This is a genomic window from Pueribacillus theae, from assembly GCF_003097615.1.
In the GTDB taxonomy this organism is placed as follows: Bacteria; Bacillota; Bacilli; order Bacillales; family UBA6769; genus Pueribacillus; species Pueribacillus theae.
Window position 1 is genome coordinate 38,213 of record NZ_QCZG01000002.1, and the last position, 15,854, is coordinate 54,066.

The following is a 15,854-nucleotide window of genomic DNA, read 5'->3' on the forward strand; positions in this document are numbered from 1 at the left end:
AAAAATGGACGCAAAAAAACTGATTGAAGAAAACAATCGAAAAAGAGAATTATTGACGGCGGAAAATGAGGCTTACTACAGTGATATGCTCATATACATTCGTCTGCAATTGACGCTTTCTGAGCAACAATCCGAAGAAATACTGATGGAAATGCTTGATCATTTACTCGATGGCCAAGAAGAAGGAAAGACGGCAAGGGACATATTCGGCAATGACCCGAAGGCTTTTGCAGATGAAATCATCGAGCAGCTGCCTAAAGAGAAAAAGCGGGATGCCATAACTTTTGTTGCCGGGATCGTTGGAAATATTGTCAGTTGGGTTTTAATCATACGGGGCATCCTTTTATTGGTTTTATCAATATTTACAGAAGTTAAAACAGAGATCAACCTGTTTGCGACTGCTGTTTCCTCATTTTCAATCGCATGTTTTGTTATTTTTACGCTTTGGTTTATTTTTAGACTTGTTAACAATTCCTTGTTCAATGAAAAAAGAAATACCAAAAAGGATATGCTGAAAGCCGGATTAGTTGGAGCAGCAGGTATGGCTGTCGTACTGCTGGTAACAACATTTACACCTAAGATTGGCCCCTCTTTCAACTTTTCTTGGTGGGCATCGTTAATAACAGGGGTCGTCCTCTGGCTTATTATTTACGTGAAAAAGAAATAGACCTCCCTTGAGCCTCCACAACTTGTAGGGATGGTCTATTCAAAATCTAACCATTCGAGCCAGCCACTCCTGTAAAGAGTTGCTATTGTGCGACCGTGGGTTCATCACAACTGTGATTAACAGGCTTTGCATCAAAGTATACAGGAGATTTACAATGCTTTAATAATCTCTTTTACAAGCTTCTTGAAGGTAGGCTTTGTTCTGTTCGCAACGGCGATGACTTGTTCGTGCGTGAGCGGTTGAAGTTCTTCTGCGATGGCCATGTCGGTAATACAAGATAACCCGATGACAGACATGCTCATATGATTTGCAACAATAACTTCCGGCACCGTTGACATGCCGACGGTGTCAGCACCTATGATCCGCAGCATGTTTAATTCAGCTGCCGTCATGTAGGAGGGGCCGCTAATGCCGGCGTATACACCTTTTTGGATCGGGATGTTTAATTTTTCCGCTGTATCTTGGACGAGCGTTTGCAAGTCGGGAGCGTACGCGCGGCTCATGTCAGGGAATCTCGGGCCGAGCTCTTCCTCGTTTTCCCCGATTAAAGGGTTATCGCCAGTCATATTAATATGGTCTTGAATAAGCATGAGATCTCCTGGTTTGAATGCCGGATTTAACCCTCCGCATGCATTTGTGACGATCAGTTGGTCGACACCAAGCCATTTCATAACACGCACAGGAAATGTTACGTCTTGCATAGAATGTCCTTCATAATAATGAAATCTTCCTTGCATGGCGACCACCGATTTACTATGTAACGTTCCAACCACAAACTTGCCAGCGTGGCCCTCAACTGTCGGCTCCGGAAAATATGGAATATCCCTATAGCCAATGACGACCGGTTGCCCAATCTCTCCTGCTAATTCCCCTAAACCTGAACCGAGAATCACTCCAATGGATGGCTTTGCTTCAATTTGCTTTAAAATAAAATTCGATGCTTCCCGAATTTTGTCCATTAATGATGACAATCCTTCCCACCCTTTCTACAAATCTCTTAAGATTTCTTTCACAAAACGTATGAAATCAATTTTCACTTTATTTGCCGTTTCGATAACTTCCTCATGGTTTAAAGGTTGATCTAATATTCCCGCCGCCATGTTCGAGATACATGAAATGCCAAGTACGTTCATTCCATGTTGATGGGCGGTGATTGCTTCCGGAATTGTTGACATGCCGACTGCATCTCCGCCTAGTTTCTCTAACATATGGATTTCCGCAGGGGTTTCATAGGATGGGCCGCTATTCCCGACATAAACCCCTTTATTAATTTTTAACCCGATCTTTTCAGCAACAATTTCAGCTAACGTGATGAATTGCTTTGTATAAATTTCCGAAGGTCGATAGGATTTAGCTTGCAAAAACGGCTTAAAACCCATGTTGTTTATATGATCCGTTATAACCATTAAATCTCCTGGAGAAAAGGTTTTGTTAATCCCACCAGCTGCATTTGTAATGATTAATGTTTCTACCCCTATTAAACGCATAACGTGAACGGGAAACGTTACTTTTTCGATCGAATAGCCTTCATAAAAATGGAACCTGCCTTGCATGGCTGCGACAGGTTTCCCTTCAAGCCTACCAATAACAAGATGGCCAGCATGTCCAGTGACAGTTGAAACAGGAAACCCTGGGATGGACTGATAAGGTAGACGAACAGGCTGTTCGATTTCATCTGCGAGCGCACCTAATCCCGAGCCGAGAATCAGCCCTATTTTCGGTATAGTGGCTGTGGAATGCTGGATATATTCAGCCGCTTCACGGGCTTTGAGTTCATTCATCGTGTTGCTCCTTTTTAAACGGAATCGAGAAAGCTTTTTCCGTATTTCGGGTTGGGCACATGAAAATTATGTGCAATCGTTGCGCCGACATCCGCAAATGTTTTCCGTATTCCCAATGATTTTCCTTCTTGTACTCCTTTATGGTAGACAAGAAGCGGCACAAATTCTCTCGTATGATCGGTGCCATGAAAGGTAGGATCATTCCCATGGTCAGCTGTAATTATTAACAAGTCTTCTTCCGTTAATTTGTCTAGAATGAGAGGTAGTCGCCTATCAAAAGCTTCAAGGGCGTTTGCATAGCCGGCCGGATCCCGCCTGTGCCCGTAAAGCGCATCAAAATCAACTAAATTAATAAAGGCTAAACCATGAAAATGGGCATCCATTTGAGAAAGTAGTTTATCATACCCATCTTCATTAGAAAGGGTTCGAATCGATTTCGTGATCCCTTCCCCATCAAAAATATCCGAAATTTTCCCTAGGGCGATAACATCGTAATTATTCTCTTTCAGCTCATCCAGCACGGTTCTTCCAAAAGGCTTTAACGCATAATCGTGGCGATTCGCTGTTCGCTGAAAATTTCCCGGTTCACCGATAAACGGCCTTGCAATCACCCGTCCTATTAAATATTTTTCCTGTTTCGTAATTTCCCTAGCTGCTTCACAAATCTCGTATAGCTCCTCAAGTGGAACGATTTCTTCATGTGCAGCAATCTGCAAAACGGAATCTGCTGATGTATAGACGATTAAATCACCGGTAGACATATGAATTTCGCCAAGTTCTGCAATGATTTCCGTTCCAGACGCCGGCTTGTTGCCGATGATTTTTCGCCCAGTTATCTGTTCCAATTCATCGATTAATGAACCATCAAATCCGTTTGGAAATGTACGAAATGGTTTAGAAATATGTAGGCCCATCAGTTCCCAATGACCTGTCATCGTATCTTTACTCGCAGAGGCTTCTTGCATTTTTCCAAAATATGCAATTGGTTTATCTGACATTGGTATTCCTTTAATTTCCCGAATGTTGCTTAAACCTAATTTTCCTAAGTTTGGCATCGTAAGCCCTCCGGCAGATTTGGCGATATGCCCCAATGTATCAGAACCTGTATCACCAAAAAGATGGGCATCTGGAGCCTCGCCAATGCCAACTGAATCAAGCACAATCAAAAACACACGTTTAAACCGAGACACTGTATCACCCACCGTTTTATTCGTTGATTCATTGTAACAAAATGACCTCCAAGCTACACTCCGGAAACGAAAAGTTATCAAGCTCGCGGATGAAATTCTTTGTACACATCCTTTAACCGATGTTTCGTAACATGCGTATAAATTTGGGTAGTTGATATATCAGCATGTCCGAGCATTTCTTGTACAGCGCGCAGATCAGCGCCATTTTCCAAGAGATGGGTAGCAAAGGAGTGCCTGAGTGTATGGGGTGTCAATTCTTTTTTAATATTCGCTTCAACCGCTAATTTCTTAATCATTTTCCAAAACCCTTGACGGGTCAATCTAGAGCCACGCCCATTCACAAAAAGCGCGTTTTCTTTTTTGTTTTTTATTAACTTTGGCCTGCCATAAGTGAGATATTCAGAAATCGCTTTGTTTGCCAGTTTTCCAATCGGAATCATTCTTTCCTTGTTGCCCTTCCCAATTGTTTGAATAAAACCCATAGCCATATGAACATCATTTAAATTTAAACCGATCAATTCTGAAACACGAACCCCGGTTGCGTACAGCACTTCAAGCATCGCCTTATTCCTTAAACCAATCGGTGTATTCGCATTTGATATGGAAAGCAGCCGTTCTACTTCTGATTCGGACAACACTCTCGGCAATTTTCTTTCGGTTTTCGGCGTTTCAATATGAACGGTCGCGTCTTGTTGAACAATCTCTTCCCGCAGTAGAAATTGATGGAAGGCTCGAATTGATGATAACGTCCTGACAACTGTTGTCATTGCTTTTCCCAGCTTTTTTAACTCCGCCAAATGATTTAAAATATGAACCCGGTTTATTTCTTCGACTGATGTAATGTTTTCTTTTTCTTTTAGATAATTTTGATAAGCTACTAAGTCACGCTTATAAGCTAACACAGTGTTTTTCGATAATCTTTTTTCAACAATTAAAAAGTGCAAAAAGTCTTGAATATGATCATTCATTCATTTCCCCTACTTATTCATTCGGCCTGATGATAGAAAAGCTTTATTCTCTCTACTATATTCACTTGTTGGTTTGCGTTTTTTTCGGTTGAGCTCACTTTAATTGCATTCCCTTCAGGCTGGTTATAGCGATTATAGTTTTCATACTCTTGATTTATCCAAACGAGCCCAAAGTAGAAAAAAAGAGTGCATACGACAAAAATAAAAAGAACTTTAAGTATATGAAGGAAGGTACGGAATATTGACATCTCTTTTCACCCCAAAAATTATTAGAAGATGTTCAAAAAGTCCGGGGAACGATAGGCTTCGAATCTCTTCGTCAGCTTGCTCTTCCGCTACTCACGTATCCTACAAACATACGCTGCGTTGCTCAGAGCTACGCTTCCTCGACCTTCTTGCCTCTCGTTGTCCTCCTTTTTGAACACACATTATTATTAAAAGATATGGCAAAAGAGAGATGATTTATACCCACAATATCGAATTATGTGCAATGATTCAATTAAAAAAGGCCGATTAATCATCAATCGGCCAAAAGCAATAGATTAAAGACCTAAGTCTTTTGCGATAATCGTTTTCATAATTTCTGTGGATCCCGCAAAGATCGTTTCGACTCTAACATTCTGATAATGTTTTGAAATTGGATATTCTTCCATGTAGCCATACCCGCCAAACAATTGCAGAGAATGGTAGGCAACCCTGTTCGCCATTTCGGAAATCCACCATTTCGCCATCGACACTCTTGCAGCGGGAATCTTTTTTCCTGCAACATGATCACTAATTAAATCTTCCAAAAAAGTACGGGCAATTTCGATTTCAGTTGCCATTTCAGCCAGTTTAAAGCTGTTTGCCTGAAAGGAGCCAATCTTTTGTCCGAAAGCAACCCTTTCTTTCGAATAGGCAAGCCCTTCATTGAACATTTTTTCTGCGGCTAATAACGAGCCAAGTGCAGAAACGATTCTTTCCTGCTGAAGTTTGTCCATTAAGTAATAGAAGCCTTTTCCTTCTTCACCCAATAAGTTTTTTTGGGGAACGCGGCAGTCTTCAAAAAATAACTCAACCGTTCCTTCCGTATGTCTTCCCATTTTTCGCAGAGGCTCCGATTTTGTATAGCCGGGTGTTCCCGTTTCCACAACAATCAAGCTCATGTTTCTATGGGGCTTTTCATTGTTTCCCGTCTTGCATGCAACAATGACAAGGTCGCTGTCCCATCCATTTGTTATGAACACTTTTTGGCCGTTGATAATATAATCATCGCCGTCTTTTACCGCAGTTGTTTTTATGCCGGCTAAGTCTGATCCGGCATCAGGCTCTGTCATCCCAATCGCTGTTAAAATGTCTCCCGACGCGCACCCCGGCAGCCAACGCTCTTTTTGTTCTTCATTTCCGAGGGCTTCAATGTATGGAACGATAATATTTGAATGTAAACTGAATGGGATGCCGACATCTGCACGGGACATCTCTTCAATCGCAATGACCGAATATTCAAATCCTAAATCGGCTCCCCCATATTTTTCAGGAAGCCATGGGCAAAGAAAGCCCTGGGAACCATATGATTTCCAAATGGAACGAGGAATCTGCCTTTCTTTTTCCCATTCCGCGTAATATGGGAGCACTTCTTTCTCATAAAATTTCCTTAATGATTGCCGAAACATGTCGTGTTCTTCTGTATATTCGATTGCCATGATGAATCCTCCCTTTTTAACCCTCATTTGCTGGTGGTATCCCCCTTCTAAACGGGGGATACCAGTAAGAAGCTAGGTAAGTCTCGCTTTATCTATGAGCATCATGCTTTACTTCGGCTTTTTTCACGATCCCGCAAAACTCTTTTTAATACTTTTCCTGCGGCACTGACCGGGATTTCGTCAACAAATTCAAGTTCTCGGATTTTTTTGTATGGAATCACTTGTTCATTCACGTGATCCATCAACTGTTGTTCCGTTATTTGTTCTCCGCTTTTTACAACGACGTATGCTTTTGGAATTTCGCCGACTTCCATATCAGGCTTTCCTACGACAGCCGCATTTGCTACGGATGGATGTTTAAAAAGAAGTTCTTCCAATTCGCGTGGATAAACATTGTAGCCTTTATAAATAAGCATATCCTTTTTGCGATCGACAATAAAAATAAAGCCATCTTCGTCCATGTACCCAATATCGCCGGTCCTGAGCCATCCATCTTTTAACACTGCAGCAGTTTCTTCTGGCTTGTTATAGTAACCCCGCATAACTTGCGGGCCCTTAACACAAATTTCTCCTTCTTCCCTTGGAGGCAAAGCTTCAAAACTGCCATCCAGAGGGCAAATTTTGACTTCAGTATCGAATACAGGAATGCCGACCGATCCGTCTTTTCTTACGCCTGATTTGAAAGAAGGATTTGATGAAGCCCCCATCGTGACTTCAGTTAGACCATATCCTTCATTGACAATCACACCGGGAAAACGATTTTTTAATAGATGAATCAATTCGACAGGAAGCGGTGCGGCGCCTGAACTAATGGTAGTTATCGATGATAAATCCCGTTTATGAAAGTCAGGGTGGCGCACTAAAGCAACATAGATTGGCGGAGCTCCGCCCATGCCCGTCACTTTATACTTTTCGGCATCTTGTAAATATAAGCCCGGATCAAACCTTTGATGGAGAATAAGTGTAGAACCGGAAAGAAAAGGGTTGTTCATATATCCAACCGTTCCCATCGCATGGAACCATGGCGTCAAGTTAATTAAGCGATCTTTCCCCATCTTTGATGGGTACTCATCAATATTTACAGAATCCGGTACTTCCATCATGAGCCCATTTTCGGTTGCGTTTGGCAAATGGCCGCTTCTCCAGCTGTTAAACTGGATGACATTCACGACTACATTGTAATGGGAAATCAGCACTCCCTTTGAGGGCCCGGTCGTCCCTCCTGTGTAAGCGATATGCGCCAAGTCCTCTTTCGGATTGATGTCAATCGTTAACTCCTTCGCTTCTCCTTGTTCTTTAAATTTATTAAAACTTACCCAATTCCCATCTTCATCCGATACATCCATTATTCCTTCATTTGTTAATTCCGTATCTCCAGTTACAATGGCAAGTTCCAGCTTCGTATCAAGCAAAACCTTTTTTATATTCGGAGCAGTCTGTTCCCATGTGACCACTGCCTTAGCACCGCAGTCATTTAACTGATAAGCCAAATCTTTTGGCGGAAGCAACGGATTTGCAGGAGAAAAGGTTGCGCCGCTCAACAAAATACCGTAATAAGCGATGGCATACTGGGGGCAATTTGGCATATGAATCGCTATGACGTCGCCCTTTTTAAAACCATTGTCTTTAAGTGCATTGGCAAATTTCAGTGCTTCTTCGTATAAACTCTGATAAGAAAATTCCTTTTCCTTATAAATAATGGCCGTTTTATTTCCAAATCGATGTGCACTGCCTTTTATTATCTCTCCGACAGGAATGACAGGATAATCAATTGTTCTTGGCATTCCTTTGGGCCAAAATTCCATCCATTTTTCTTCCAATCCCTTTCCCCCTTTATACTTTCTATAAAAATGTTAGCGCATTCATCAGAAAAGGTCAATAAGATTGTGAATTGTCTGATATATAATTACTTCCTTTTTTGCCGTTTGAAAAAGATGAAACAAAAAACCTTTCCGCAAGATTTTTTGCAGAAAGGCAGCTTATTTTTCCTTTTTTTCTTCATCGTGACATCGATGGCAAATTCCATGAAATGTCAGCCTGTGGTCTTTAATTTTGAAATTCCAATCTCTTTCAACGATCTGTTCCACATCTCCAAGCAAGTCTTCTTGAATTTCATCAACCGCTCCACATTCAATGCACACTAAATGATGATGAAAATGAGCGGCGCCTTCTGTTCGTAAATCATATCTTGAGACGCCATCGCCAAAATTTATCTTATCAACTACTTTAAGTTCAGTTAACAATTCTAATGTTCGATAGACAGTCGCAAGCCCGATTTCAGGCGCTTTTTCCTTCACAAGGAGGTAAACATCTTCAGCACTCAAATGATCTTCCTCATGCTCTAACAAGACACGAACGGTCGCTTCACGCTGTGGAGTTAATTTATAGCTTTGCGAATGCAGCTGTTTTTTTATTCGATCGATTCTCGATTCCATTCTCGCCCCTCCTCCGACCGATTCCACCAACATTATAAGCTATACCGAAAATTTATGTCAATTTATAATTGTTCTAACCTATATTTTAACATAGTTATTATTTAATAACTATTATTATAATTAATGTAGCCAACCTGCTACTGTTTTCATTAAATAAGGAGAAATGTACGCTTCGATCGACGAAGGGATGACCAACAGCGCAACAATCAGTAACATAAGCAATGCATATCTTGCCAATAAAGGAAAAAATGGCTCCGTTCTGTTAAGGTGCATTCGGATCAATCGTAATGAAAAAGAAATGGAAGCCACTCCTACAACGATGAAGGTCGGTACGAGTATCAAGTTTTGCGGCAAGACAGAAACTAAAGAAAGCAAAAGCCCTTTGAAGCCCATTTGGCTAACGAGGAAACCGACTGTAAAACCAATGACAACTCCCTTTAAAAAAAGGAGAATTAAAATAATCGGCAATCCGATGACAGAAAGCCCTAAAACCCAAAGCAAGCCTAAATATTTTATGTAATGCGTAAAACTTTGGTTGAATAAATCTTTCGTATTGAATAAATGTTCATCAGACACTTGTCCAAAAAAACGATTTAAGTAAAGGTATAAATCATTCTTTTGATCAATTCCCAGGCTATTGACGATAATCGCCCCGAAAAAAATTCCAATAAAAACCAACACCATTGTAAATGTATAAAAAGAAATGTGTTCTTTCAAATGAATGCGAACTGCTCTTTTCATTTGCTGTCCCATGCTAGCCCCTCCTATCTTCTCTACTAATTTTATGAAGGAAAGGACTAGCCTATGACTATTCGATTTTAGGAGGGACTTTGTGTCACTTTCCCATATTTTCCTCCACCGCCTGCTTGTATTGAAAGCTCTCCTTTTCGCGCTTTTAAAATTAATTGCGCTGTTTTTTCAGGGACGATTTTCTTTAAATCGTCAAGGCTTGCATCGTGAAGTATATTCATTTCTGTTTGGAAAACATTTCTTAATTTCACCAATGTTTTTGATCCAATGCCAGGGATATATTCTAAAGGAACTTGTTGGATATATGGAGGCCGCCCGGGATGAAATCTAGTTGCATCCTTCAATTCCTGAAGCCTTTCAAAAACCCCCTTCGTCCATTTGTTGTGTCCGCATACTGGACATTGAAGAGCACCCTCTTCTTTTTTGGCAAAACACTTCTGGCACGTCGTCCGATAATATTTCCCCAATTTAGGATCCAAACCGTAATTGCATTCAATTCCCCTTCCATCCTCCATTTGCAATGCACGTTTAAATTCTTCGAATGTTGGTTGTTTCATAAAAATTTTTTGATATTCCCTCGCAATTTTTTGCAAAGAATGGGCATCGGAGTTTGTAAGAAATGGATAACGGTGAAGTTCTTTGATTTGGTCGGCCATCTCTGTATTTGAACTTAAACCTAATTCAACTGCATCGATTTTGCCGGGGTCAAATACTTCCCGAAGCGTCTTTACAATCCCTTTTCCATAAAGGCTTTTGAAAGGCGTAAACACATGGGCAGGTATAAAAAGGCCATCCAACTGGCGAATAACTTCTTGAAGCTTTTTCCCTTTTTCATATAAACGCTGTGAACTTAAATTTAGATTTGTCATTCGAGTCGTGAGCCAGGTGCTAAAACGTTTCATTTTTTCGATAGTGGGTAAAAAGACTAGAACATGAATAGGCCCTTTGCAATTATCATCATAAATTTCAATTTCAGATCCTAAAAATAAGGTGACTTTACCAAAATTGATGCCGCCTTCCGGATGTTCAGCGCATACATTTTTCTGAATCAGGCATTCAAGCTCGTCAATCACCTCAGGCACATGGCAGTCAATGATTCCTACAATATCCATTCCTTTCATGTTAGCGGATGCATGGATGATGTTTTCGAGTGTCAATGACTTGGCACCTGTAATTTTTACCGGCCTTCCAGTAGAAGTCCGGCCGATATGGATGTGCAAATCAGCAAAATAATGATTCATCTATTTATCACTCATTTTTTGTAAATATAAAACAGCATATGCGGTTTTCGCATCATAGATTTCTTGGGTCAAAACCATTTGCTGTGCTTCTTCTATTGTTAGCTCAAGTACGTCGAGAAATTCGTCTTCGTCCGTATGCTGGTCGCCGAGCGTCAGTTCAGAAGCCAAATAAATGTGGATAAGCTCATCGGCAAAGCCGGGTGAAGTGTAAAAGGAGATGAGATGCTCCAGTTCATCGCATTGATAGCCTGTTTCTTCATACAATTCCCGTTTCGCGGTGTCTGCAGGAATTTCATTTTTTTCTAATTTTCCAGCAGGAATCTCAACAATTGTGCGGTTTAACGCTTTACGAAATTGCCTTACGAATACATACTTTCCTTCCTTAGTTTTTGCAATGACAGCAACTGCTCCCGGATGCCGGACAATTTCCCGCATCCCTTCCGCGCCATTAGGAAGCGCCACTTTTTCTACGGAAACATCAATGATTCGACCTTTGTATATCTTTTCCGAGCTAACCGTTTTTTCATATAGATGATCCAAAACTCCCACTCCTTGTACTATTCCTATACGTTTTACATAAAGTTTAACATAGCTGGAAAACGTAACGTTAACATTAAATCTTGGAGGTTATGTGCGTGAAAGTTTATATCAAAACAAATGGGGTAACGTTAGTCGGAAAAGCGTGGCAAATAAAATATGTATTAAAAAAATATATGAAACAATTCCAAACCGTTGAAGAATGGATTACGTCCCAGTCGAAGCCAAAGTAACCTTTTTGTTATAGTTAAGAAGGAAGGGGGTAATCATTACATGTTTAACAAAAGACAATTGGGCTCATCCGAATTGTTTGTCAGCGAAATCGGGCTAGGCGCGATGTCATTTCAAACAAAAGATAATGCAATTGAGATGATTCATTATGCTATGGAACAAGGTGTAAATTTTATTGATACTGCTGACTTGTATTTATTCGGGAAAAATGAAGAATGGATCGGTGAAGCGGTTAAAGGGCAACGGGATAAAGTCATTTTAGCGACAAAAGTTGGCAACCGTTGGGAAGAAGGAAAAGATGGATGGAAGTGGGATCCGTCGAAGGACTATATTAAAAAAGCGGTGAAAAAAAGTTTAATGCGATTAAAGACTGACTATATTGACCTGTATCAGCTGCACGGCGGAACAATCGAAGATCCGATTGAAGAAACAATCGAAGCATTTGAGGAATTAAAAGAAGAAGGATTGATCAGATATTACGGCATCTCCTCCATTCGGCCGAATGTGATAAAAAAATACATATCATTATCGAATATTGAAAGCGTCATGATGCCTTATAGCTTGTTAGATAGAAGATGCGAAGAACTATTTCCTCTTTTACAGGAAAACAATGTAAGTGTCATTGGAAGAGGCCCGCTCGCAAAAGGAGCGTTAACTGGACATGCTGCAAAAAAAATCCCGAGTGACGGCTTTCTAAACGATGGATCTGAAACCCAGAATCTTATTAAAAAGCTAGGCACACTCGAAAACCGTTCAATCACAGAAGTCGCACTCCGCTTTCCGTTAGCAAGTCCTACTGTAGCCACAGTTATCCCTGGAGCGAGCAAACTTTCACAGCTAAAAACGAATATAGAAGCAGCCTCATCAACCCCCCTTTCCCCACAGGAATTGCAATTATTGCGTGAATGGACGAAAGAGGAGAAATTTGAAAAACATCGGATCTAACCATAAGAAAAACGCTGACGCGTCTTTCTTAGGAAGTCAGGGGTCAGAAGCCGGATTGGTATAAATTTGCGAAAGAGCAAATTTATACTTTCTTATCTTTTAAAAAAGCTAAGGGGACTTTCCCTTAGCTTTTTACCATTGAATTAAAGATTCACATTCTCAATAATCATTGCAATCCCTTGACCTCCGCCGATGCAAAGGCTTGCAAGGCCATAGCGCTTTCCTTGTCTTCTTAATTCATAAGCCACTGTTAGGAGGACTCTCGCACCACTTGCGCCAACCGGATGTCCGAGCGCAATTGCTCCTCCGTTGACATTTGTTTTGCTTCGATCAAGGCCCAGTTCTTTTTCGACAGCAATATATTGTGCCGCAAATGCCTCATTCACTTCAACGAAGTCAATATCGCTCAAGGTAAGCCCTGCGCGTTCAAGAGCCATACGCGAAGCCGGAGCTGGGCCAATTCCCATAATTGTAGGGTCAACACCTGCGATGCCCCAAGAAACAATTTTCGCAAGCGGCTTTCTGTCGCCAATTTGTTCTCCACTTGCCAATACTACTGAAGCTGCCCCATCATTAATTCCTGAAGCGTTTCCAGCGGTTACAGAGCCGTCCTTAAGGAAAGCCGGCCTAAGCTTAGCAAGAGTTTCCATTGTTGTATCCGGTTTAATATGCTCATCTCTGTCTACTGTAATTGAGCCTTTTCTTGTTTTTACTTCAACAGGAACGATTTCTTCAGCAAATTTTTCTCTTGCAGCTTCCGCCCGCTCATGGCTAAGTTTTGCATATTCATCTTGTTCTTCTCGCGAAATTTCATATTTTTTTGCAAGATTTTCTGCAGTAACGCCCATGCCGCAGCCCGCATACTCATCCGTTAAAGCGCTTTGGAGCATATCAACTAATTTTAAATCGCCTAACTTCACTCCGCCAAAACGGCTTTTAAAATCTGAATGAGGTGCCTGTGACATGTTTTCCGTTCCGCCGGCCAGTGCAAACTCTGCTTCACCAAGCAGTATGCTTTGGGCTGCGGAGACTACCGCCTGCAATCCTGACCCGCATAGGCGGTTTACACCTAGTACAGGTGTTTCAATTGGAACGCCTGCTTGAAGTGCGATATGCCTTGGTACATACGCAGCGCTTGTACTTGAGTGAATGACGTTCCCGTATACAACTTGATTAATTTGGCTTGGCTCAACGTTTGCTCTTTTTAACGCTTCAATTGCAGTTACCTTTCCAAGTTCAGTTGCCGAAACATCACGAAAGGCTTGTCCAAAACTTCCAAAAGCTGTCCTTGCTCCATCTAAAAGATATACTTCTTTCATCGATCTCTTCCCCCATCTTTATTGTCTTCAATTTTAAAATAAATAACTATCTTCAATCTATTATAAGGAAGGACTTACAAAGCGTCTAGTTTTTATATGATTTCAACATAAATGAGAAAGTTTGGACATACAATGAATTGAGTTTTGAGGGGGAACAGGCATATGAAAAAAGAGATGATAAGATATTCGTGCGTAACATTTGGCGCAATAATACAGGGGGCTTCCATGGCCCTTTTTCTCTTCCCCCATGGCATTCCTTCAGGAGGCGCTGCCGGCATTGCAATCTTGCTAAACCATTGGCTTCCGCTTTCATTAGCCGTTTCACTATGGCTGGCAAACTTCTCGCTTTTAACGATGGCGATTTACTGGTTCGGATTTAAATGGACAATCCGGACGATGTTTTCGGTAACCGTCACCTCATACACTGTTTCTTTTTTTGATTTGAATGTGTACATGCCTCATATTCATATTTTGGTTGATTTACTGCTGGGCGGTCTTTTTTTTGGAATTGGAGTAGGGATTTTAATCAGAAGCGGGGCCTCAAGTGGAGGCATGGTCATCCCGGCACTTATTATCGCTTCCATTCGAAAAACCCGACCCGGAAAAGTGATGTTCTGGTTAAATATGTCAATCTTTGTGATTACCGCTTCTGTTATCGAATGGAAAATTGCTTTTTACGCGATTTTTTGCCAATGGCTATCAACACTCTTCATTGACTATGTGTATCGGTTCGATATTCGTTCGATCATCAACCTTCTCCGCTCAAACTAAACAATTTCGAATGATGAATTTCGAGTTGGATGAGTTTATTGTTTTCTACTGTCAATTGGTTCATATGCTGAATATTTCCATTCTCTATGAAAGATAACAGCGCTCTTGCCCATGATCCGTGACCAAAAATCAGGATGGAATCAAGCTTTCTGTACTTTGTTAAAAAAGTAATGATCCTTCTTTGAAATCCAACGAGAGATTCGCCCAATACTAAATCTAACGGTGTTTTTAACCATTTATTTCCGTAAGCTTTTAAAAGAACGTCTTTTGTCTTTCCTTCAAAATCACCGAAGTCCAATTCATCTAATAAAGGGTCAATAGTCAGACAATCAAAACCATAAACTTTTGCTGTTTCTTTTGTTCGCTTTAAACTGCTTGCAAATACGCAATCAAATGGTGCGAGTTTATCTAATGTATTTTTATTTTTTTGTATTTCTTTTAGTGTTTCGTTATTTAAGGGAAAAGAGACCGAAATATCTCTTTTCCCTTGTAAGTAACCGTGATTGTTCCACTCTGTAGGCAAATGCCTTATAAGATTAATTTCCACTTTATTTCCTCCAAGAAAAACGTTTCTGCCCTTAGCCCGCACCTCTGGGCTTCCAATAATAAAACATCCTGTAACTTCACATTTCCTAAGTTCACATTTGGGCCAAACTGATTAATAAAGAACATTTGGCTTTTTGTTGTCGGCGCCTCAAATATAATTTTTTTAAAGTCCACTTTTTCAGTCACGTCTGACACGAGATTTTCTTTTATTTTTCCGTTTGCCTCATAAATGCCGGCGGTTCCTGAGTCTCGTCCTTCGGCAATAACATATTCGCAGCCCGCATGAATAAGTTCGATCATCTCTATTTGCCACTCGGAGGCTGACATTTCTTTTGTTCCATCCTTTGAACCAACTTCTCCAATCACCCGAAAATTTTGTTTGCATTTCTCAACTAAGCCAATCCGTGTTTCAAGAGGAATATCAAGCACTCCAGTTGAGATCTCAATCCATTCGATCCCTAATTGTTTCAAATAAACTAAATAATCATCTATTTTATCTTGAAAAAATGCTTTTTCAAATAAAGTTCCCCCACAATAAGGCTCAATATTATATTCCTTGTACAACTGGATTTTTTCTTTAATTTTTGGGGTGACATAGGCCGTTCCAATTCCCATTTTTGCAAAATCAATAAACTCGCTATAATCATCTAAAATTGATTTTAATTCACCAATAGAAATTCCAAAATCCGCAATTGAAGTGATGCCAAACGTGCGTTTTTCTTTTGTTCGATTAGGAAGTTTCAGCATAGCCATCTAGGTAAACGCCTCCTTCTTTTCACATCCGTATCTTA

Annotated in this window: 18 protein-coding genes; 4 read left to right on the forward strand and 14 right to left on the reverse strand. The window is 40.7% G+C overall.

Translation table 11 applies throughout. The features are described 5' to 3' along the window. The first annotated feature begins 4 nt into the window (after positions 1-4). The gene (locus tag DCC39_RS01555) at positions 5-667 is read left to right on the forward strand and encodes a DUF1129 family protein (protein WP_116553126.1); all 663 of its coding nucleotides are present in this window, start codon (positions 5-7) and stop codon (positions 665-667) included. Between the two features lie 149 nt (positions 668-816). Here DCC39_RS01555 and DCC39_RS01560 read toward each other — a convergent pair whose 3' ends face one another. From DCC39_RS01560 to DCC39_RS19240, 11 genes are all read right to left on the reverse strand, one after another. Continuing rightward, complete coding sequence (locus tag DCC39_RS01560) at positions 817-1,626, reverse strand: purine-nucleoside phosphorylase (RefSeq protein ID WP_407071827.1); 810 nt, start codon at positions 1,624-1,626, stop codon at positions 817-819. Between the two features lie 27 nt (positions 1,627-1,653). Next, entirely contained in the window at positions 1,654-2,448 is a 795-nt protein-coding gene (locus DCC39_RS01565; RefSeq protein ID WP_116553128.1) for a purine-nucleoside phosphorylase, read from the reverse strand. 14 nt (positions 2,449-2,462) lie between these two features. After that, positions 2,463-3,638: a phosphopentomutase gene (deoB, locus tag DCC39_RS01570; protein ID WP_116553263.1), complete on the reverse strand. Its 1,176-nt coding sequence runs from the start codon at positions 3,636-3,638 to the stop codon at positions 2,463-2,465. A 77-nt stretch (positions 3,639-3,715) separates the two neighbouring features. Continuing rightward, positions 3,716-4,606, reverse strand: a complete 891-nt coding sequence (gene xerD / locus DCC39_RS01575) for a site-specific tyrosine recombinase XerD (RefSeq protein ID WP_116553129.1) — start codon at positions 4,604-4,606, stop codon at positions 3,716-3,718. Positions 4,607-4,623: 17 nt separating this feature from the next. Beyond that, on the reverse strand, positions 4,624-4,854 hold the full coding sequence (locus tag DCC39_RS01580) for a YqzK family protein (protein ID WP_116553130.1): 231 nt from the start codon (positions 4,852-4,854) through the stop codon (positions 4,624-4,626). A 294-nt stretch (positions 4,855-5,148) separates the two neighbouring features. After that, positions 5,149-6,288 carry an acyl-CoA dehydrogenase family protein gene (locus DCC39_RS01585; protein WP_116553131.1) on the reverse strand — a complete coding sequence of 380 codons (1,140 nt, stop codon included), beginning with the start codon at positions 6,286-6,288 and terminating at the stop codon, positions 5,149-5,151. Positions 6,289-6,389: 101 nt separating this feature from the next. Then, complete coding sequence (locus DCC39_RS01590; protein ID WP_205948449.1) at positions 6,390-8,108, reverse strand: long-chain-fatty-acid--CoA ligase; 1,719 nt, start codon at positions 8,106-8,108, stop codon at positions 6,390-6,392. A 159-nt stretch (positions 8,109-8,267) separates the two neighbouring features. Further along, entirely contained in the window at positions 8,268-8,723 is a 456-nt protein-coding gene (fur, locus tag DCC39_RS01595; protein WP_116553132.1) for a ferric iron uptake transcriptional regulator, read from the reverse strand. A gap of 120 nt (positions 8,724-8,843) precedes the next feature. Further along, positions 8,844-9,476 (reverse strand): stage II sporulation protein M, encoded by a 633-nt coding sequence (spoIIM, locus tag DCC39_RS01600; RefSeq protein ID WP_116553133.1) that lies wholly within the window; start codon positions 9,474-9,476, stop codon positions 8,844-8,846. Between the two features lie 65 nt (positions 9,477-9,541). Continuing rightward, positions 9,542-10,714, reverse strand: a complete 1,173-nt coding sequence (locus DCC39_RS01605; RefSeq protein ID WP_205948450.1) for an endonuclease Q family protein — start codon at positions 10,712-10,714, stop codon at positions 9,542-9,544. After that, a complete protein-coding gene (locus DCC39_RS19240) occupies positions 10,715-11,254 on the reverse strand; it encodes an NUDIX domain-containing protein (protein ID WP_205948451.1) in 540 nt (179 codons plus the stop codon). A gap of 95 nt (positions 11,255-11,349) precedes the next feature. Between DCC39_RS19240 and mciZ the strand changes: the two genes are divergently transcribed. After that, positions 11,350-11,484 (forward strand): Z-ring formation inhibitor MciZ, encoded by a 135-nt coding sequence (gene mciZ, locus DCC39_RS01610; protein WP_116553134.1) that lies wholly within the window; start codon positions 11,350-11,352, stop codon positions 11,482-11,484. A 40-nt stretch (positions 11,485-11,524) separates the two neighbouring features. Then, positions 11,525-12,427 (forward strand): aldo/keto reductase, encoded by a 903-nt coding sequence (locus DCC39_RS01615; RefSeq protein WP_116553135.1) that lies wholly within the window; start codon positions 11,525-11,527, stop codon positions 12,425-12,427. A gap of 143 nt (positions 12,428-12,570) precedes the next feature. On the opposite strand, the gene DCC39_RS01620 is transcribed toward DCC39_RS01615, so the two are convergent. Next, positions 12,571-13,746: an acetyl-CoA C-acetyltransferase gene (locus DCC39_RS01620; protein ID WP_116553136.1), complete on the reverse strand. Its 1,176-nt coding sequence runs from the start codon at positions 13,744-13,746 to the stop codon at positions 12,571-12,573. A 162-nt stretch (positions 13,747-13,908) separates the two neighbouring features. On the opposite strand from DCC39_RS01620, the gene DCC39_RS01625 reads away from it, so the two are divergent. Then, positions 13,909-14,517, forward strand: coding sequence for a YitT family protein (locus DCC39_RS01625; protein ID WP_116553137.1), 609 nt, complete (start codon positions 13,909-13,911; stop codon positions 14,515-14,517). Here the strand turns inward: DCC39_RS01625 and DCC39_RS01630 are convergent. Next, the gene (locus tag DCC39_RS01630) at positions 14,495-15,064 is read right to left on the reverse strand and encodes a histidine phosphatase family protein (protein ID WP_116553138.1); all 570 of its coding nucleotides are present in this window, start codon (positions 15,062-15,064) and stop codon (positions 14,495-14,497) included. The genes DCC39_RS01625 and DCC39_RS01630 overlap by 23 nt on opposite strands. Then, positions 15,046-15,816 carry a phosphosulfolactate synthase gene (locus DCC39_RS01635; RefSeq protein ID WP_116553139.1) on the reverse strand — a complete coding sequence of 257 codons (771 nt, stop codon included), beginning with the start codon at positions 15,814-15,816 and terminating at the stop codon, positions 15,046-15,048. Before DCC39_RS01635 ends, DCC39_RS01630 begins: the two co-directional genes overlap by 19 nt. Positions 15,817-15,854 lie beyond the last annotated feature (38 nt).